The following is a 20,128-nucleotide window of genomic DNA, read 5'->3' as shown; positions in this document are numbered from 1 at the left end:
AAAGCAGGCTGGTACACTTGTATTGCTGCTTTAGGGCAGTAAATGGATACATTATGTATAAAGTTCAAGACGTTCGAGAAGCTATATGGATTGACAGCTAAGCTATGAACCATCCATAGACGCGGACAAGGCGTCTATTCTGAATGAAAATAAAGGTGCGAGTGCACCGCGCGGGGGAATGTACATGTCAACAGTAGTCGTTGTGGGCACACAATGGGGAGACGAAGGCAAAGGCAAAATCACGGATTATCTGGCGGAGAGCGCTGATGTGGTGGCCCGTTATCAAGGCGGTAACAACGCCGGTCATACTATACTGATTGATGGCAAGAAGTACAAACTGAGCTTGATTCCATCCGGTGTTTTTTATGAAGACAAGGTCTGTGTCATCGGGAACGGAATGGTCATTAATCCGGAAGCCTTGATTCAGGAGATCACATATATTCACGAGAACGGATTCAGCACGAAGAATCTGAAGATCAGCGACCGTGCGCATGTCATCCTTCCTTACCATATGGTGCTGGATGCGCTTGAAGAGGACCGTAAAGGACCGAACAAGATCGGTACAACCCGCAAGGGGATTGGACCGGCTTACATGGATAAAGCGGCTAGAAACGGCATTCGTATCGCCGATCTGCTGGATGCGGAAGAGTTCGAGCTTAAGCTCCGCCATCTGGTAAAAGAGAAGAACCACGTTATCCAGCAGGTGTACGGTGCAGAACCGCTGGATGTGGAGGAAATCCTTAAGCAGTACCTGGAATATGCAGAGTTTATTCGTCCGTATGTTACAGATACGTCCGTAGTGCTTAACGATGCGATCGACGAAGATCGCAAGGTCCTGTTCGAGGGTGCGCAAGGCGTGATGCTCGACATCGACCAAGGTACTTACCCGTTCGTTACTTCTTCCAACCCATCCGCTGGCGGCGTATGTATCGGTTCCGGTGTAGGGCCTTCTAAGATCAAGCAGGTCATCGGGGTAGCCAAGTCCTACACGACCCGTGTCGGTGATGGTCCTTTCCCTACAGAGCTTCATGATGAAGTTGGGGATCTCATCCGCGAGACAGGTCATGAGTATGGAACCGTAACAGGCCGTCCGCGCCGTGTGGGCTGGTTCGATAGCGTGGTGGTCCGCCATGCGCGCCGTGTAAGCGGCCTGACCGGCTTGTCCCTGAACTCCCTGGACGTCCTGACCGGTCTTGAGACAGTGAAGATCTGCACAGGATACAAATTCCGCGGTGAGGTGATCACCCACTACCCTGCAAGCCTGAAGATGCTGGCAGAGTGCGAAGCGGTATACGAGGAGCTTCCAGGCTGGTCCGAGGATATTACGGGTGCGAAGACGCTGGAGGACCTTCCAGAGACTACTCGCAACTACGTGAAACGGGTATCCGAGCTGACAGGGATCCCAATCGCCATCTTCTCTGTAGGCCGTAACCGGAATCAGACGAATCAAGTACTGCCAATTTACGAATAAGCTTCATTTGCAGCAAGCCTCTTTCTACGGAAAGGGGCTTTTTTTGTGCTAGGAAGTAGAAAAGCCAGGGAATCCGTCCATACTGACTACTATATGGAATGAACTAAAGATATGAACGTTTGATTCGGGAACTGCTTGTAACGCTAAGAAATCGATCAAGCAGTCTTTAGTTCAATCCATATAAGTAGAGCTAGAATGTCAGAGAGAAGGAGGGAACCAATTTGAAATGGGTTACGAGGATCGGCCTGATCGTGCTGGGCACCGTATTGGTCAGCGGGATAACTATGCTTACAACCGGCTATGTTGTGAGTGCTTATGTCCAGTCCTTATTAACGAGTCTGAATATAAAATGGGAGGGCCAGCCCTCAGGCTTTGGGGGTCTGTTACAAGGCGCCGTAGGCGTTGGTTCAGTGTCAAAGGCAGACAAGACAGCTGTCCGCCCCGGCGAAAAGTCTGGAGTTACGAATGAAAATAAGGCAGCTGGGGAAAATACAAGCAGTGCATCCCCAGGCACGAGCAGCAGCGAATTCAGCAGCTCCAGCAGCGCTCAAGGAACCGAGGGAGCCGATCATACTTCCAAAGGATCGAGTTATAATGATGAAGACAAAAGTAGTAATCCCACAGATACGAAGGACACGAGAGATGTCCCTGACAATGCCCTTCCCGTTATGGGAGGCCAGACTGAAGAAGCCTCGTCGTCCTCTGCCGGAGCCAAGGATAGTATTGTGGTCACACCTGATGATCTGGCCGCAAAGAAAAAGGAACTGCCGGATAAGGACAAGGAGGACATCTTTCAAATCTTGATGGCCAAGCTGCCGCAAAGCGAGATGCAGTCGATTACAGCCTCCTTGGAGGATGGACTCACGGAGGCGGAAATGATCCAGATTCAGCAGATCATGTCCAAGTATTTAGACAAAAATGAGTACGCCAAAGTCATGAAGGTTCTGGGGAAATAACCCATGGACCCAAGGGTATTAACAAAAATGTCACCAAAATCCTAATCGTGCCAATATGAGGTATATGGGATAAACCCGCATTTTAGGCGGGTTTTTAGCTTTTTTGGTAAAGTTGAAATGCTCGTACTGGATATGTTAAGGTTATTAAGTGTCAAAAAGGTTAAAATTTTGAAACCTTTTAAACAACCGTGAAAAAGGAGAACAGCATGAAAGGTTCCAATACAAAATCTAAATTGCGCTTAAGCATAGTCGCTGCGGCTGGAGGCCTGCTGGCAGCTGGAAGTCTGTTCTGGGCAGGACAGCATTACGTCGAAGCGAATACAGTACCTTATTATCGTGTATACAAGGACGGGCAGGAAGTAGGCACGGTTCGTCACAAGGAAGAGCTTGCGAAGCTGTATAACCGTAAGCAGGCTGAGTTCAAGCTTAAATATCCGGATGTCAACATCCAGGTTGATACCGAGCAGGTTACCACTGTGTTCGAGAAGGCCTATAAGGCCGATATTGATCAGGATACGGCTCTCAGGGAGCTGGATAAGCTTCTGAAGCCTACCGCAATGGGGGTAGAACTGAAGGTAGACGGGAAAGTTATCGGTATTGTAAAAGATAAAGCTTCAGCAGCTTTCGTACTTAACCAAGTGAAGAACAAGTACATACCGGAAGATGAACCTGCTTTTGCAAACAAGATTGTGCATACTTCATATTCACCCGGGGCATCGGCCAGGAGAACAGCGGCTGAGCCCAAAGAGCGGCTGGAGTCGGCCGCCTTTGTAGAGAAGATCGATCAGAGTCAGGTCGAGACCGACCCGGCAAAGGTATTGTCTCCGGAAGAAGCGGTGAAGCTGCTGACCCAAGGCAGACAGGAACTGGTGACTTATGAGGTGAAGCCCGGAGATACCTTCAGCTCTATTGCAAAGCAGGCCGGAATCAGCCGGAAGGAGCTCATGAGCATGAATCCGGGGATCAAGGAGAAGGCGCTGCAGATCGGTGAGAGTCTGAGGCAGACGTCCAGCGAGCCTGTCCTTACCGTGAAGACGGTGGAGAGCATCGCCAAGGAAGCTGTCACGAGTCCGGAGATTGAAGTTCGGAAGACCAACCAGCTTCGGAAAGGCGTGACCAAGGTCGTCGCACCCGGGGTAAGCGGCAAGAAGCTTATGTCCTTCCGGGTTGTGAAGGAGAACGGGCAGGTGGTTCAGAAGCAGTTCTTAAGTCAGCAGGTCACAAGCCCTTCACAGCCGAAGGTTATTCTTCAAGGAACCAAGGTGGCCAGCACTTCAGGCTCCGGCCGCTTCGCATGGCCTGTCACTGCGCATTCCATCACCAGCACCTTCGGTGAGCGCTGGAATAAGATGCACAAGGGAATTGACATGATCTCCGCTGACTATCGCATTCTGGCGGCAGACGGCGGCAGAGTCAGCTTTGCCGGGGTGAAGACAGGATATGGGAACTGTATTGTCATCAGCCATGGCAATGGATATGAGACGCTGTACGGGCATCTCAGCCGGATTGATGTGAAGCGGGGAGATAAGGTGGAGCGCGGTGAGTCGATCGGCATCATGGGCGATACGGGTCATTCCTTCGGTATTCACCTTCACTTCGAGATTCATAAGAACGGGTCGCTGCAGAACCCGATCAAATATTTAAGCTGACATAAGACGCAGCTAAAGTTTTACATTTGAGGTAAGGTCGTAACTACAGGGAAATGCTTGGACTTTCGGCCGCTGCCCGCCTCCAGATTTCTTGATTAACCACAGCGGTATGGTTGAAATCCGGAGACAAAGCATATGCTTCCGATGCAGCTTTCTTTCAGAAAGCTTGTAGGCGGTCGCTTCGCTTCTACAGAATCATTTCACACTCTTGCCTAATGTAATTCTTTAAGTTCAACTTATACAGGAGGCTGGCACAAGGGCACTCCGAACACAGATAGATGTGTTCGGAGTGCCCTTTTTGGGTTGCCTGAATGGGAGAATGGGAGGGGGCATGGTCCTTTCAGGTTATTTTTATGCCAGTTTAGGATGCGGGGGTTCAGGTATGTTAAAATAGAAGAAGCGTGGGCGAGAGGCCTGAAAATATGGGGTGACAAGAGAGAATGCAGGGGAAAATTCTAGTGGTAGACGATGAACAGCCCATTGCGGATATTCTAAAGTTCAATTTGGAAAAAGAGGGTTACGAGGTCATTCTTGCTTTCGACGGAATCAGTGCGGTGGATCTTGCGCTGTCTGAACACCCGGATCTGATCCTGCTGGATCTGATGCTCCCCGGCAAGGATGGCATGGATGTGTGCCGCGAGGTACGCGCCAAGCTGGAGACCCCGATCATTATGCTGACCGCCAAAGATGGCGAAATTGATAAAGTGCTTGGGTTGGAGCTAGGTGCGGATGATTACGTCACCAAGCCCTTCAGCACAAGAGAGCTGCTGGCGAGAGTGAAGGCACAGATGCGCCGCCGCCAGAGTAAGCCGGGCGAGACCGCTGGGAACGCGGAGAACGGCGGCAAGCAGGGACTTCATTTGTTCGATTTGTTCATAGATACAGACATGTATACCGTATATAAGAGCGGGGGACCGCTTGATCTGACTCACCGTGAATATGAGCTTGTGTATTATATGGCGCGTAACGCCGGTAAGGTGATGACCCGGGAGCATCTGCTTCAGGCTGTGTGGGGATTTGAATATTTCGGAGATGTGCGAACCGTGGATGTGACCATTCGCCGCCTGCGGGAGAAGATTGAGGACGATCCGAGCAAGCCGGAATATATCCTGACCCGCCGGGGGCTCGGGTACCTGATGCGCAGCTCGAAGACGGGTGGGCTCTAGCATGAAGCTTGAGCTAAAGCTCCCCGCCTTTTTCCGGACGATCCAAGCCAAACTTATTATAATCTACGTCTTATTAATCCTGATCGCGATGCAGTTGATCGGGGTTTATTTCGTCAGTGCGATGAAAAATTCCCTGACCAGCAATTTTACCCAAGAGCTCAAGGCAAGGGCCGAGCTGCTGTCCGTGCTGGCTGCGCAGAATCTTGGGGCAGCCGGAACCGCGGAGTCGCGGGAAGACAAGCTGGATAATCTGGGTGTGCTGGTAGACAACCTGTTCAACCAGACCGGGGCAGAGATTCAGGTTCTGGACCCGAGCGGCAAGGTGCTCAAGACCTCCAAATGGTCTCATGCGGATTATGTAGGGCGCAAGAATACCCAGACTGTGGTCAGCATGGCCCTGCAGGGCATAGAGGATAACGAAGAATATATTATTGATGATGATAATGTGCGCAAGAAAGTGGTGGCCAGACCGGTCGTCAATGACGGCAAAATCGTTGGCGCCATCTATATCGCAGCATCCATGAGTGAGCTGTATGCGACCATGGACCGGATTAACAGCATCTTCATCTCCGGCATTCTGCTTGCGCTAGGCCTGACCGCCATCCTTGGCGTTATTCTGGCACATACGATTACATCGCCGATCAAGGAGCTGACCCGCAGGGCGACCGCTGTGGCCGAAGGCCAACTCTACCAGAAGGTTCCGGTGCTCGGCAATGACGAGATCGGCCAGCTTAGCAAGGCGTTCAACTATATGACCAGCCGGCTGCGGGATGCACTGGCCCAGAACGAGGAAGAGAAGGAGAAGCTCGCTTCGATCCTGACGAATATGAGTGACGGGGTCATTGCGACCGATGAAGTGGGCACGGTCATTCTGATGAACCGCAGAGCCAGCGCGATGCTGTTCACCGAAGGCGAGGACAGGCTGGGGACAAGCATCCAGAGTCTGCTGAGCCTGTCCCAGGATGGCCGCATGGCCTTCGCCCAAGGCAGCATGCCGACCGAACTGCTGGAGATTGCCACGCCTGAAGGCGGCGCGTCCCTCGTGCGGGTGACCTTCACGCCGATTCACCGGCGGGAATTCGGGATAATCGGCACGATTGCCGTATTGCAGGACGTCACGGAGCAGGAGAAGCTGGAGGCGTCCCGCCGCGAATTTGTGGCGAATGTCTCGCATGAGCTTCGCACACCGCTGACGACGATCAAGAGCTACACGGAAGCGCTCGAGGACGGCGCGCTCCAGGACCAGGAGCTTGCGCCGCGCTTCGTCGGCGTCATCCAGAATGAGACCGAGCGGATGATCCGCCTGGTCACGGATCTGCTGCACTTGTCCCGGCTCGATTCCAAGGAATCGCCGCTGCGTATGCAGCAGACGGAGATTAACGAGATGCTGGACGAGGTGGCGGACCGGTTCTCTTTTCAAATGCAGGAGAAAGGTATTGAGATTCGGGTTCAAGTGGACGATGGAATCGGCCAGGTATGGTTCGACCGCGACCAGATCGACCAAGTGCTCGATAATCTGATCTCGAATGCGATGAAATATACTTCGGGGGGCTCCATTACCATACGGGCCTACTTAACGGACGATAGAATGCTGGCCATCTCGGTTGAGGATACAGGAATCGGAATTCCGAAGAAGGATCTGGACCGGATCTTCGAGCGCTTCTACCGGGTGGATAAGGCGCGTTCTCGTAATATGGGCGGCACGGGGCTTGGGTTATCCATTGCCCGGGAAATTGTAAAAGCGCACGGCGGAACGATCTCCCTCGAATCCGAGCTTGGCACGGGCACTAAAGTTACGTTTACGCTGCCGGTTGAGATGAAAGGGGGGCATAAGCGGTGAAGGAGACCGTGAAATCCGCAGTTCTGGTGCTGCTGATCACCTGCAGTCTGGTGCAGAGTTACTTCCTGATCTATCGGCTGCCTGGCAATGACCCCGTAGTGAAGTCAGAGAGTGACTATGTCAAAACCGAGAATATGGGGACAGAGATGAAGGCGGAGGAGCTGGTCTTTCCGGCTGAAATGATCCTGCATATGGGGGCTGGAAAGCATACCCTCTTTTATCCCGGCACGACTTTCTATAAGCTGATTAATACGCGGCTGCAGGGCCGGCTGTTCGATGGATTCCAGCGTTATGATGCTTCGGGCACGAACTGGAACACGATACGCCAGCAGAACGAGGGAATAGAGCTCCGTTTTGGTAAAGGCGTGCCGGTGGCTCTGCTGCAAAGGGTCATGCAGATCTCAAGCGACCCGATGCTTCAGGATGAGACGATCAACCGGATTCTCATATATAATGTGAAGAATGAGGACAAGGTGCGTGCCTTCTTCTTCAGTTCACAGGGCGGAACCGTCTATGAGGCGAAGAATGCTGACTTGACCGTGCAGGATGTGCGGCAGCAGGTCGGCTTCGGCAGGGAATGGACGCCTTCCTATACCTTGATGGACAGCGGTTATTACGTCCCTGACGGGAAGCTGGAGGCGCTTCAGGTTACTCTGGACACAGGTGTATTCACGACGGATCAGATGCAGAAGAGCCTGTTCTCCGATCCTAGTATTACCCGGAATATCAGAGAGAAGGACGGGTCCGAGATCTATACGGATATTAAGCGCAGTCTTCAATTCAAGCAGAATCAGAATTGGATCAATTATACCGATCCGGCAGCCTCGGGCGGCACGGATAACAGCCTCGGCAAGAATGCCTTGTCTGCCGTGGACTTTGTGAACCAGCATGGAGGCTGGGATGCAGCCAGCGGCGGGGCATATCGGATGGAGGTATCTGGTGAAGCCGGGTACAACGTCGACAGTAAGCGGAGACAGGATACCGTTACATTCCAGCAGTATTACCGTACACTGCCCATCCTGGATCTTGAAGAATTCCACTATGGCGTGATGAGACTGGATATGCACCAAGGTACGGTGACCAGCTATGAACGCTCATTGATCTATACCAAGGGACCGGGCACGAGCAGGCTGGTCAAGAAGCAGCTTGCGGGCGGCAAAGAGCTGACCGCGTTAATAGATGCGGCCGCGAAGGACCGGACGATCAGCTGGCTGTATCCGGCTTATCAGCCGTCCCTCACCGATGAGGGGCTTAAGCTTGTGCCGGTATGGATGCTGGTGTTCGCGAGTGGGGACAGCGAAATATTGCCATAGTACCCGGAAAGGGAGGATGAATAATGCATTGGGGCAGAGCCAAAAATGTACTGATCTACGCATTCCTGCTGCTGAATCTGGTCCTCGGCTACCAGCTGTGGATGGACAAGCAGGATCAGGCGAGTGCCAATCTGGACCTCACCTCCCTGGCCGAGAGTACGCAGAAAAGTATGGACGAGAAGCAGATCCAGGTCAGGGCCCAGATCCCAGCCGAGACGCCAGCGCTGCCGAAGATCAACTATCGGCTGCTTAAGCCGGGCAGCAAGGAGCCGGTGAAGCTCGCAGAACCCGTGGACAGCCGCCTGATCTTTAACTCCAAGGACTTGGTGAGTGCCCTTGAGGATCAGATTCCGTCCATTGGCAATTACCGTTATGATCAGGAGAGCAGCGGGGACAGTGTATTCGTCCTTCATCCGCTTGCGCTGGAGGAGTGGCCGCTGTTCAATATTAATCTGGAGCTGAATTACAGCAATCAGAAGGTGCTCTCGTACCGGCTGGAGGCTATCGAAGTGGTTCAGATGGATGAGGAGAAGATGCAGCAGGTACTGCCGGCTTCCAAGGCGCTGGGATTTCTAATTGACAAGTTCCTACCGCCAAAAGCCATTGTTACCGATATTGAGCTTGGGTATTATGGGCAGGTATTCAATTCAGACGCCCAGGTTGCCGCGCCCGCCTGGCGGTTCACGCTAGGCAGCGGAGAGAAGTATTACGTGCTGGGCAGCGGAGACGTGATTAGCCCGGACGCAGAGAAAATAAAGGAGTAATCAGGACCATGGGGATACAATTTACAGTCTTGTCCAGCGGATCGACCGGAAATGCTACCGTCATTACAGACGGTCAAGTCACGCTAATGATTGACGCGGGATTCAGCGCCCGCCGGATCGATGAGCTGCTGGGTATGCGCGATTTGACAGGAGATCAGCTTACCGGAATACTCATTACTCATGAGCATTCGGATCATATAAAGGGCCTCGGTGCCGTGGCCCGCAAATACAATCTTCCCGTATATGCCAATGAGAAGACCTGGGAAGCGATGAGCCGCAGTGTCGGCAAGCTCGCTGATGATCAGCGGATCATATTTGGAACGGGGGAGGCCCGTGACTTCGGTTCTCTGCGGGTAGAATCCTTCGCGATCTCCCACGATGCGGCGGAGCCGGTGGGTTATGTATTCCAGGACGGGAAGCATAAGCTGAGTGTAGTGACTGACCTTGGCTACGCCAGTGATAAAGTGAAAGAGACGATTGTGGACTCGGATGTACTCGTGCTTGAGGCCAACCACGATATCGAAATGCTTAGAATGGGCCGGTACCCCTGGAATACGAAGCGCAGAATTCTGGGCGATATGGGGCACTTATCCAACGAGGCCTCGGGTGAGGCGCTAAGTGAGCTAATGAACGGCCGTCTGAAGCGGACGTACCTGGCTCATCTCAGCCGCGAGCATAATATGCTCGATCTGGCCAAGCTCTCTGTGCGGGGCGCGATGGAAGACCGGGGCTGCTTCTATAAGGACAGCGAGTTCAAGCTGTGCGGGACCTATTATGACCAACCTACACCGTGGGATAAGGTGGGGGAACCATAAAGGCATCAAGCTCCGCGGCCTTTATGGCGATTTCCTCCCGGGACAGAATACCTTTCTCAATCAATAATTCAATAGCAACGCTGAGGGCAAGCAGGGTATGGTAGTGCTCGTCTTTCAGATCGGCCAGCTTGGCCAGGATATTTACTTCGTTCATAGGGGATGACAACTGATCCATAGGTTCAGCTCCTTGGGCGTATTTTTTTTGCGGTAAAGGCATTTTCAGAGGGTAAAAGATCCAGGAATCGGGTAAAAGGTCTATACAGCTAGCTGTAAGCACAGGCTGCAATTCAATACGCAGGCGCTCCCAGCAAAAACCGTAATTTATTTCTCCTACAGTGCGCTTAATTTTGATAGAATGGATGTATCTATGAAGCTTGTACTAGTGTAATCCGCTGTGAGGCAAATCATTCCTCATTCCATAGAAAAAATAGTCAGTGATCAGCCCATGAGACGGGTAACTTATCGGGCGCTCATTACGTCAAATATTGCAGAGAGAATGGGCGGCAAGAGCCTTCCCTTTCGATCAACCCAAAAAGTTGAAAATGAGCGAGTCCCGCCATCATACATGGGTGCGTAAAAGGCATAACATGAAGAGGCGAATATCTATTTTTGACAAGTAAATCCCCTCCATAATTAACGAATACCATGCGGCTGCGAAGAGGCGGCTGATCAGGATAGAGTATGAGCAATAATGCATCACACATATAGAGAGACGTATAACAGGACTAGGAAAGTACCGGGAGTGTAACAACGGAGGGAGAGAATCACCCATGGGATTGTTTGACGACGACTTTTATTCCACGAAAGTATCAAGAAGGCTAACCCGCAGGACGAACACGGACAGCAGCAGATGGTCCTCAGGGTCTAAGAGCCGCAGGAGCCTAAGCACGTTCCAAATTTCATTAATCTGTTCCGTACTCAGTGCGGTTGTGGCTGTTCTGCTGTACAGCTTCATTGCAAGCCCTCCCTCCAAAATGCAAAGTGGAGCACTGAACGGGAGTCTCCTGCACAAAACAGACAGCGATCCCTATGAAAGAATCGTTCAGGCGGCAGCCAAGGTGCGGCCGGCGGTTGTAAGTATCCTGAATCATCAGGCAGATTCATCCTCCAAAGCCAAGGCGGATGAGGATGCTGCGCTGGGGTCGGGGGTTATCTTCAAGAAGGCGGATAATAAAGCCTATATTATCACGAATGCCCACGTCATTACGGACACGAAGGATCTGGAGATCGTGACGGTAGACGGTGAGTCGAGAACAGCGACTGTGGTCGGCAAGGATCAGGTCAGTGATCTGGCTGTTCTGGAGATGGATGGGGACGGAATCAGTACGATAGCCGAGATGGGCGAGTCCAAAGGCCTTCGTCTTGGGGAGACCGTCATTGCGATCGGGAATCCGCTGGGTCTCGGAGATACCCTCACCTCGGGCATCGTGAGCTATCCGAACCGGATTATTCCGGTGTCTCTCAATCAGGACGGCGTGTACGACTGGGAGCAGGAAGTGATTCAGACCGATGCGGCGATTAACGAAGGGAACAGCGGCGGTGCTCTGGTGAACCTGAATGGCCAGGTGATCGGCATCAATACGATGAAGATTTCGGATACGGGCGTAGAAGGGATTGGCTTTGCGATTCCTGTGGATGATGTGATGAACACCGTCAATAACCTGATCGAGCACGGCAAAGTAATCCGTCCTTATCTGGGGGTGTATTCCCTGGATCTGAACAATCCCTATGCTCCGCTTAGCGAGGATCAGCGCAAGGATCTGAAGCTGCCTGCGGACATTACAGAGGGAGTGCTTGTCCTTGAGGCTCACGGTCCTGCAGAGCAAGCGGGCATCAAGCTGAACGATGTGATTACCGAGCTGGACCACAAGCCGGTGGAATCGACGCTGGCCCTGCGTAAATATTTGTACGATGTGAAGAAGGTCGGAGAAGAGATGGAAGTGACTCTGTACCGCGGGGGCAAGGAAATGACCCTGACGGTAACCTTGACCGACAAGCCTGAGGATACAGAGTCGCAGAAATAAGCAGAATCGGCTTCGGCTGTAGAGCACCACTTTAGAACACCTCTTTAGGAACTTAGGTTCCTGGGGAGGTGTTTTTTTCGTGGAGGCTAGGACGGAGAGAAACTTTAATAACCGTACTACACAAGTACAGCCCCCCTCCCTACAGGCATGTTTTTGCCGCCCATCTCGTAAATTAAGTCTTGCAGGCCTCTATTTCGGTATGATAAATAAATAGGCATGATTATGGAGGCAGGCACCAGCTTTATACTGGACTGAAATTAAGATAGTGAAAGAGGGATAGTATGGCCTTTCATGGACAAAAGATACTGCCAGCCGCCCGGCATATGAAGCATTTCGAGAAAATTCTGAAGAGTTCATACGAGTATGCCGTCTTCCTGGACACGCATGTGGCTCAGCTGAGGAATATCTATTCTATGGCCCGGGACCACGGGAAAAAGATGCTGCTGCACGCCGACCTGGTTCAAGGGCTCAAGACGGATGACTATGCCGTCGAGTATTTGTGCCAGGATATTAAGCCCTTTGGGCTAATCTCCACGCGGGCGGGTGTGATTCAGAAGGCGAAGCAAAAGGGAGTTGTCGCGATTCAGCGCCTGTTCCTGCTGGATACGCTTGCCTTGGAGAAGAGCTATGCTCTGCTGGAAAAGACGCAGCCGCATTACATTGAGGTGCTGCCCGGGATCATGCCGGAGATCATCACCGAGGTATATGAACGGACCGGGATTCCGATTCTGGCCGGGGGCCTGATTCGGAGTGTGGACGATGTAGAAAGGGCCATCGCAGCCGGGGCAAGCGCGGTCACAACCTCGAATGAAGCGTTAATCAAGCAGTATAGCTTGGAATGAAGGTAGTTCGCCATTTGGGTGTGGAAGGACAGAGTATTCTTACATAACTGAATAATTGTCAATGAAATTTAATGGTTGACACCGCTTACATTATGATCTATTGTTGAACTAAGTTCATAACTGTGGCGGAGATCCGGAGACCCACATCAATTTCTTTCTATGAAGAGGGAGTATTGATGGGGGTCTCTTTTTGTTTGCCGCCCATAACGAGGAGGGGAATTGCGTGACGCCATTTTTAGCCGAATTGTTAGGAACCATGATCTTGATTGTGTTAGGCGCCGGGGTATGTGCAGGAGTATCACTGAAGAAGAGCTTTGCGGCTGACTCAGGCTGGATGGTCATTACCATGGGATGGGGACTTGCGGTAGCCGTAGCGGTCTATGCCGTAGGTCAGATCAGTGGAGCCCATCTCAACCCAGCGGTTACACTGGCCTTGGCACTGAAGGGGGACTTCCCGTGGAGTGAGGTGCCTGGTTATATGCTCGCCCAGCTGATTGGGGCTGTTCTGGGTGCAGTGATCGTCTACCTGCATTATCTGCCGCATTGGAAAGAGACGGAGGACCCCGGCACCAAGCTGGGCGTATTCGCTACCGGGGGCGCCATTCCCCATGCTTTCTCCAACGTGCTGAGTGAGATCATCGGAACCTTCATCTTCGTGCTTGCGCTGCTCTCCATGGGAGCCAACAAATTCACCGATGGCCTGAATCCGCTCCTAGTTGGATTTCTGGTCGTGTCGATCGGATTGTCGCTGGGCGGGACAACGGGATATGCGATTAATCCGGCTCGTGACCTCGGTCCGCGAATTGCACATATGCTTCTTCCCATTGCGGGAAAGGGTTCGTCGAACTGGGGTTATGCCTGGATTCCGATTGTAGGTCCACTGCTTGGGGGAGGTCTGGCTGGCCTGTTCTACAAAGCGGTGTTCCAAGGGGTATGGCTGCAGGCGTTCTGGTATGTTCTGGCCGCAAACCTTATTATATTAATAATTGCTTATTTAGCTGGACCCAAAGCTTCTTCACCGGCCCGGAACAAGAAGGCGGCTGCCTGAATGATCACCGGGGATGAGCATCGGTCATGGCCAAGAGCAGCAGTTAATTACGATGAACAGCAGTCATTGTCCAAAATTAGCACTCCCAGCGGTCAACGCTACCATCAGCATTTATCGGCATGCATGAATGTACTGCACTCACCAGCAGTCACCAGCAGTCACCAGCAGTCACCGCAATCCGCCGCAGTGCATGACCAGACCCGCAAGTTAAATCCAATCACTTAAATTACTGGAGGAATTCATATATGGAAAAATACATTATGTCTTTGGACCAAGGTACGACCAGCTCCCGCGCTATCCTGTTCAACAAGCAGGGCGAGATCGTCTATTCGGCGCAAAGGGAATTTCCGCAGTATTTCCCGCGTCCCGGCTGGGTGGAGCAGAACGCCAATGAAATCTGGAGCTCCATCCTGGCGGTTATTGCCTCCTGCCTGGCTGAATCCGGTGTGAAGCCGAATCAGATCGAGGGCATCGGGATTACGAACCAGCGGGAGACCGCGGTAGTATGGGATAAGGAGACCGGAGTGCCCATCTATAACGCTGTGGTATGGCAGTCCAGACAGACGGCGGGTATTTGCGATGAGCTGAAGGCGGCGGGGTTAGACGATCTATTCCGGGAGAAAACAGGGCTGCTGATCGATGCCTACTTCTCCGGCACCAAAGTGAAATGGATTCTGGACCACGTGGAGGGGTCACGTGAGCGGGCCGAGCGCGGCGAGCTTCTGTTCGGTACAATCGATACCTGGCTGATCTGGAAGCTGTCCGGCGGGGCAGTTCATGTAACCGACTACTCCAATGCTTCCCGGACGCTGATGTATAACATTCATGAACTCAAGTGGGATGACGAACTGCTGGAGATTCTGAACGTTCCAAAAGCGATGCTGCCCGAAGTCCGCCCTTCCTCAGAGGTGTATGGGCATACGGTCGATTATCACTTCTTCGGCCAGCAGGTGCCGATTGCAGGAGCGGCGGGAGACCAGCAGGCGGCCCTGTTCGGCCAGGCATGCTATGAGCAGGGCATGGTCAAATCCACCTACGGAACCGGCTGCTTCATGCTGATGAATACGGGGACGGAGCCTGTTGTCTCGAAGCATGGACTCATCACAACCATCGCGTGGGGCATTAATGGCAAGGTGGAGTATGCGCTGGAGGGAAGTATCTTTGTGGGGGGCTCGGCTATTCAGTGGCTCCGCGACGGCCTGCGCATGTTCCGGGATGCCAAGGACAGCGAGCAGTACGCGGCGCGGGTAGAATCGACGGATGGCGTATATTTGGTTCCTGCTTTTGTAGGGCTGGGAAGCCCCTACTGGGACAGCGAGGTCCGGGGAGCGATGTTCGGACTTACCCGCGGAACGACGAAGGAACATTTTATTCGTGCCACGCTGGAATCTCTGGCTTATCAGACCAAGGATATCCTGAACGTGATGGAACAGGACTCCGGCATTCCGGTCAAGACCCTGCGGGTGGACGGCGGCGCGGTGAAGAACAATTTCCTAATGGACTTCCAGAGTGATATTCTGGGGCTGCCGGTTGAGCGGCCTGTCATCAATGAGACAACGGCGCTCGGCGCAGCTTATCTGGCCGGACTTGCGATCGGATATTGGAAGGATCAAGACGAGATCTGCGAGAAATGGAGCGTCGAGCGTGTATTCGAGCCGAAGATGGATGAAGAGCGGAAGAATAAGCTCTATGATGGATGGAAAAAAGCCGTTCACGCCGCCATGGCGTTCAAATAACCGGGAAGATTTCTGCTTGGATTGTAATAATTATTATGGTACTATAACTACAAGTTAATAATTTGTCAGGAGATCAGGAGAGACCACATGACACTCTAGTCGTTCTAACCGAGCGGCTGCGGTGTACTTGTGGTCTCTTTTGCGTCTATACAGAGGAGGAGCAGGAGCATGAAGACCGCATTTTCGGGCAAGGGAAGAGAACAGATTCTAGAGGACATGGTGAATACCACTCTCGATGTGCTTGTGGTGGGCGGGGGAATTACCGGATCGGGAATTGCGCTTGATGCGGCGGCCCGCGGGATGAAGACGGGGCTGGTGGAGATGCAGGACTTCGCTGCGGGGACTTCCAGCCGCTCGACCAAGCTTGTGCACGGGGGGCTTAGATACCTGAAGCAGCTGGAGGTTGGTGTTGTAGCTGAGGTAGGTAAAGAGAGAGCCATCGTCTACGAGAACGGGCCGCATGTAACCACACCGGAATGGATGCTGCTGCCTTTCCATAAGGGCGGGACCTTTGGGAAATTCACGACCTCTGTCGGCCTGCGTGTGTACGACTTCCTGGCCGGGGTGAAGCGCAGCGAACGACGCAGGATGCTCTCGGTGGCTGAGACGCTGAACAAGGAACCCCTGCTGAAGCGAACCCACCTTCAAGGCGGCGGTTATTATGTGGAGTACCGCACGGACGATGCCCGGCTGACGATCGAGGTGCTGAAGGAAGCGGTGGCGCGGGGAGCCAAGGCGGTGAACTATACGAAAGTAACGGAATTTATCTATGACGGCGGAACCGTAGCGGGCGTAAAAGTGACCGATCTGCTCAGCGGCAGAGCATACGAGGTACGGGCCCGCAAAATCGTGAATGCGGCAGGCCCATGGGTGGACACGCTGCGCGAACTGGATCAATCTAAGCAGGGCAAGACGCTGCAGCTGACCAAGGGAATTCACCTCGTCATTGATCAGAAGCGGTTCCCGCTGCGCCAGGCCATCTATTTCGACACGCCGGATAAAAGAATGGTGTTCGCCATTCCGCGGGACGGGAAGACTTACGTGGGGACCACGGATACCGTATACAAGGCGGATATCAGCCATCCGCGGATGACCCTGGCGGACCGGCAGTATGTGATCGATGCCATCAACTATATGTTCCCTGAGGTGAAGATCAAGGCGGAGGACATTGAATCCAGCTGGGCCGGGGTTCGTCCTCTGATCTATGAAGAGGGCAAGGACCCGTCGGAAATTTCGCGCAAGGACGAAATTTGGCAGTCGGCTTCCGGCCTGATTACGATTGCCGGGGGCAAGCTCACCGGCTACCGGAAGATGGCCGAGACGGTGGTGGATAAGGCAGCAGCCCAGCTCCAGGCCGAAGGGCATGCTGCATTCCCGGCTTGTCCCACCAAGCAGATGCCCATTTCGGGCGGGCAGGTTGGAGGCTCTGAACACTTCAAGGCATTCGTCTCGAAGAAGACAGAGGAGGGCATAAGACGCGAACTCCCAAGGGAGCTTGCCGAGAACTGGGCATCCCACTATGGCTCGAATGTGGACCGCCTGTTTGCATTTGTGGATTCCGAAGGGGCGAAAGGTTCCCCCGTTGGTTCACTGCCTTTGGAGGTGCTCATTCCTCTCCGCTACGCGCTGGAGGAGGAAATGACCGTTACACCTGCGGACTTCTTCATCCGGCGGACGGGAGCCCTCTTTTTCCATATCGATTGGGTTCGGAAGTGGAAGGCCCCCGTTATGGATTACATGGCTGAACATCTCGGCTGGTCACCGGAACAGAGAAGCCGGTATGCGGAGGAGCTGGAGACGTACTTACACGATGCCGTAGTGCCGGAGGATGCTGGGGGTCTGCCGCGGGGCAAGGAGCAGCAAGAGATCAGTTAAATTGTGCAATAAGCTAAAGATAGGCTCACTTCATGCGGATGCGGTTTTCTTTTGCCCGGGAGTATGGTAGAACTTAAGTAGAGGGAATTGACCCCTGACAGACCAAATGGAGATTGCAGCATAGAAAGGATGCGCTTTAGCTTATGTACGTAGTATGCAAAGATCATGTTGAACTGGCGATTGATATGTTCGTGGACGAATTCGAGGATGCCCCTGATATCGTCGATTTGAAGGAGACGGAGTTCTCGGATTGGGATCCGCCAGTGAAGTGCTCGCAGTGCGACCAGGCGGCTGTATTTCTGGTAGTATAATGAACCGGCCGTGAAGGGCACGGATAAGATATTGGCTGTAAAGGGCGCTTCGGGCGTCCTTTTTGTTGTACACTATTTCTATAATGGAGCCTGTATCCTTGGGGATATGGGTCCTTTTCATGCTGGGCGGGAATGAATCCTGCTGTTCATCTTCAATAGGCCGCTGCTAAAGACGATAATATCAGAAGAGGTTTACTTAAATTTAACACATGGCTTGTACCAAGGGAGATCGGCCTATGATAATAAGACTAGGATTAATCATGCTAATCAGTACGCTGTTGGCCACAGGCTGTAGTCTGCGGATTGGTGAATCGGCAGTGCCTGTTCAAAGCGGACCAGGAGTGCTCGATGTCACGGCAGGAGATCGAGAGAACCGGCTCTCCGAGTTACGAGGAGCCTATGAATTATATTGGCACCAGCTGCTGGCACCCGCTGATTTTGCAGCGAATGCACAGCGGCAGACCGGATACATGGAGATGCCGAACAATTGGAACAACTTTACCCTGAACGGCAAGCAGCTTCCGAGGAAGGGTTACGCTACCTTTCGGTTAACACTGAAGGTAAGCCACCCTGAGGACACGAAGGGGCTTCTTATACCCGTTATGTACTCGAACTATAAGCTGTGGGTGGATGGCCGCCTGATTGCCGTCAGCGGCAAAGTGGGGAGAGACCCCGGGAGCAGTGTACCGCAGAAGATAACCCAGGAGGTTTATTTCCAGCCCAAGTCAGATCAGGTTCAGATCCTTCTTCAGATCTCCAATTATGACAACTACGCCGGGGGCATGTGGGAACCGATCCGCTATGGTTCTGCAACTGAGATTGCGGCGAGCCATGATCGAAAGACGATTTTTACCGCCATCCTGCTGGGAATCGTCATCATGGCGGGTGCCTATCATATCGGGCTTGGGGTTCTCCGGCGGAAGGATACGTCGCTGCTGTATTTTGGCGTGTTCTGCTTCGATGTGGCTCTGCGCAGTCTTACGGTAGACGAGATATTCCTGATGAAGGTATTCCCGGACTTCTCTTGGCAGCTGGCCTCAAGGATCGAATATATCTGCTTCTATATTGGAGTTCCGTTAATCGCCATATTCCTTAAGAAGCTGTTCCCAGCTGAAGTCTCAACTGTATTCATCAAGGTTGTCACCGCTGCAGCAGCTCTGTACACCCTATTCACCATCTTGACTCCGGCAGATGTCTATTATCAGATCCTGCTGTATTATCAGATCCTGGCGGTGTTGGCCGCAATCTATGCCTTGTACGCCATAGTACGGGCGGCTATGCATAAACGGGAAGGCGCTATATATGCCTTGGCGGGGTACATTGTGTTCGCTTTGGCCGTGTTGTTCGATGTTTTTGGGTCCATTCTTAGTGTGGCCGAGCTTAGCTCCAATGCTGTAGGCGTTGCGGCGTTCACGTTCTGCTTCTCGCTCGTTCTCTCCAAGAAGCTATCGCTCGCCTTCAACAAGACGGAGCAGCTCGCAGGAGAACTGGCCCTCGTGAATGACAGCCTGGATACGAAAGTGCGGGATCGCACACGTGAGCTGGCCGAGAGCAACAGGAAGCTGGAAGAGCTTAATCTTCAGCTGAGAGAGTGGTCCGTGATCGACGGTCTGACGGGGGTATATAACCGGAGGTATTTCGATGATCAGCTTAAGAAGCAGCTTGAGCGATGCCAGGCTGAGGGACTGCCGTTATCGGTTATGCTCATTGATGTAGATTTCTTCAAAAAATACAATGATACCTACGGGCATCTGCAGGGTGACGAATGCCTTCGGAAAGTGGCCCAGACGCTGAAAGCATCGCTGGAGCAAAGGGAGATTGCGGCGGTACTAACCCGTTATGGCGGCGAAGAATTCGCGGTGATTCTCCCTGGCTATGAGCTTACCCTGGTCATGGAGACCGCCGAGGCCTTGTGCGAGGGGATCCGGGAACGGCAGCTTCCCCACAGCGGATCCGAGGTATTGGACTGTGTTACCATCAGTGCTGGTGCAGCCTGCATGGTGCCTGGCCCGGGGAAGGATGCACGAACTCTGGTAGAAGCGGCGGACAAGCAGCTCTACACAGCCAAGAGCAGCGGCCGGAACCAGGCTGCGGGGGTTGCTTATTCTCAGGTGAGTTAACCTGGACTTCAGGTATGGAACCTTGAAGAGCTTGACCTCTATGAAAATAGTAAAAGCGAAGACCCCATGAGGGGCCTTCGCTTCCCAACCTAAAAATGCCTACCAATATCTTCTGTGACGCTCTTTTTTGTGTTTACATACGACAAGGGCTTTTTGACCAGGTTTCAAAACAACCACTTTCACTTTCTTGTGGTGACG

Annotated in this window: 16 protein-coding genes; 15 read left to right on the top strand and 1 reads right to left on the bottom strand. The window is 52.8% G+C overall.

Going from position 1 to position 20,128, the window contains the following annotated elements; genetic code table 11:
* Nucleotides 1–184 precede the first annotated feature (184 nt).
* The 8 genes from ACEN86_RS20630 (at nucleotide 185) to ACEN86_RS20595 (ending at nucleotide 9,974) form a co-directional block, all read left to right on the top strand.
* The gene (locus ACEN86_RS20630; RefSeq protein ID WP_495632349.1) at nucleotides 185–1,471 is read left to right on the top strand and encodes an adenylosuccinate synthase; all 1,287 of its coding nucleotides are present in this window, start codon (nucleotides 185–187) and stop codon (nucleotides 1,469–1,471) included.
* A gap of 221 nt (nucleotides 1,472–1,692) precedes the next feature.
* Nucleotides 1,693–2,427: a hypothetical protein gene (locus ACEN86_RS20625; protein WP_495632348.1), complete on the top strand. Its 735-nt coding sequence runs from the start codon at nucleotides 1,693–1,695 to the stop codon at nucleotides 2,425–2,427.
* Nucleotides 2,428–2,633: 206 nt separating this feature from the next.
* The gene (locus ACEN86_RS20620; protein WP_495632347.1) at nucleotides 2,634–4,076 is read left to right on the top strand and encodes a peptidoglycan DD-metalloendopeptidase family protein; all 1,443 of its coding nucleotides are present in this window, start codon (nucleotides 2,634–2,636) and stop codon (nucleotides 4,074–4,076) included.
* A gap of 440 nt (nucleotides 4,077–4,516) precedes the next feature.
* On the top strand, nucleotides 4,517–5,242 hold the full coding sequence (gene yycF / locus ACEN86_RS20615) for a response regulator YycF (RefSeq protein WP_495632346.1): 726 nt from the start codon (nucleotides 4,517–4,519) through the stop codon (nucleotides 5,240–5,242).
* A 1-nt stretch (nucleotide 5,243) separates the two neighbouring features.
* Nucleotides 5,244–7,082 (top strand): cell wall metabolism sensor histidine kinase WalK, encoded by a 1,839-nt coding sequence (gene walK / locus ACEN86_RS20610; RefSeq protein ID WP_495632345.1) that lies wholly within the window; start codon nucleotides 5,244–5,246, stop codon nucleotides 7,080–7,082.
* Nucleotides 7,079–8,395 (top strand): YycH family regulatory protein, encoded by a 1,317-nt coding sequence (locus tag ACEN86_RS20605; RefSeq protein ID WP_495632344.1) that lies wholly within the window; start codon nucleotides 7,079–7,081, stop codon nucleotides 8,393–8,395. Before walK ends, ACEN86_RS20605 begins: the two co-directional genes overlap by 4 nt.
* Nucleotides 8,396–8,418: 23 nt before the next feature.
* Nucleotides 8,419–9,159 carry a two-component system regulatory protein YycI gene (gene yycI, locus ACEN86_RS20600; protein WP_495632343.1) on the top strand — a complete coding sequence of 247 codons (741 nt, stop codon included), beginning with the start codon at nucleotides 8,419–8,421 and terminating at the stop codon, nucleotides 9,157–9,159.
* A gap of 8 nt (nucleotides 9,160–9,167) precedes the next feature.
* Nucleotides 9,168–9,974: an MBL fold metallo-hydrolase gene (locus ACEN86_RS20595; protein ID WP_495632342.1), complete on the top strand. Its 807-nt coding sequence runs from the start codon at nucleotides 9,168–9,170 to the stop codon at nucleotides 9,972–9,974.
* Here the strand turns inward: ACEN86_RS20595 and ACEN86_RS20590 are convergent.
* Complete coding sequence (locus ACEN86_RS20590) at nucleotides 9,943–10,149, bottom strand: hypothetical protein (RefSeq protein ID WP_495632341.1); 207 nt, start codon at nucleotides 10,147–10,149, stop codon at nucleotides 9,943–9,945. The two genes, ACEN86_RS20595 and ACEN86_RS20590, sit on opposite strands and share 32 nt — an antisense overlap.
* A gap of 595 nt (nucleotides 10,150–10,744) precedes the next feature.
* Here ACEN86_RS20590 and ACEN86_RS20585 point away from each other — a divergent pair.
* The 7 genes from ACEN86_RS20585 (at nucleotide 10,745) to ACEN86_RS20555 (ending at nucleotide 19,930) form a co-directional block, all read left to right on the top strand.
* Nucleotides 10,745–11,998, top strand: a complete 1,254-nt coding sequence (locus ACEN86_RS20585; RefSeq protein WP_495632340.1) for a S1C family serine protease — start codon at nucleotides 10,745–10,747, stop codon at nucleotides 11,996–11,998.
* Nucleotides 11,999–12,279: 281 nt separating this feature from the next.
* Nucleotides 12,280–12,840, top strand: a complete 561-nt coding sequence (locus ACEN86_RS20580) for a glycerol-3-phosphate responsive antiterminator (RefSeq protein WP_495632339.1) — start codon at nucleotides 12,280–12,282, stop codon at nucleotides 12,838–12,840.
* Nucleotides 12,841–13,063: 223 nt separating this feature from the next.
* Nucleotides 13,064–13,888, top strand: a complete 825-nt coding sequence (locus tag ACEN86_RS20575) for an MIP/aquaporin family protein (RefSeq protein WP_495632338.1) — start codon at nucleotides 13,064–13,066, stop codon at nucleotides 13,886–13,888.
* Between the two features lie 245 nt (nucleotides 13,889–14,133).
* On the top strand, nucleotides 14,134–15,624 hold the full coding sequence (gene glpK / locus ACEN86_RS20570) for a glycerol kinase GlpK (protein ID WP_495632337.1): 1,491 nt from the start codon (nucleotides 14,134–14,136) through the stop codon (nucleotides 15,622–15,624).
* A 168-nt stretch (nucleotides 15,625–15,792) separates the two neighbouring features.
* Nucleotides 15,793–17,499 carry a glycerol-3-phosphate dehydrogenase/oxidase gene (locus ACEN86_RS20565; protein WP_495632336.1) on the top strand — a complete coding sequence of 569 codons (1,707 nt, stop codon included), beginning with the start codon at nucleotides 15,793–15,795 and terminating at the stop codon, nucleotides 17,497–17,499.
* A 143-nt stretch (nucleotides 17,500–17,642) separates the two neighbouring features.
* Nucleotides 17,643–17,810, top strand: a complete 168-nt coding sequence (locus ACEN86_RS20560; protein WP_068621573.1) for a CxxH/CxxC protein — start codon at nucleotides 17,643–17,645, stop codon at nucleotides 17,808–17,810.
* Between the two features lie 236 nt (nucleotides 17,811–18,046).
* The gene (locus ACEN86_RS20555; RefSeq protein ID WP_495632335.1) at nucleotides 18,047–19,930 is read left to right on the top strand and encodes a GGDEF domain-containing protein; all 1,884 of its coding nucleotides are present in this window, start codon (nucleotides 18,047–18,049) and stop codon (nucleotides 19,928–19,930) included.
* Nucleotides 19,931–20,128: the final 198 nt, after the last annotated feature.

This window comes from Paenibacillus sp. Paensp111 (genome assembly GCF_059492195.1).
Note: the sequence above shows the minus strand (reverse complement) of the source record. Positions and strands in the feature narration are given on the sequence as shown.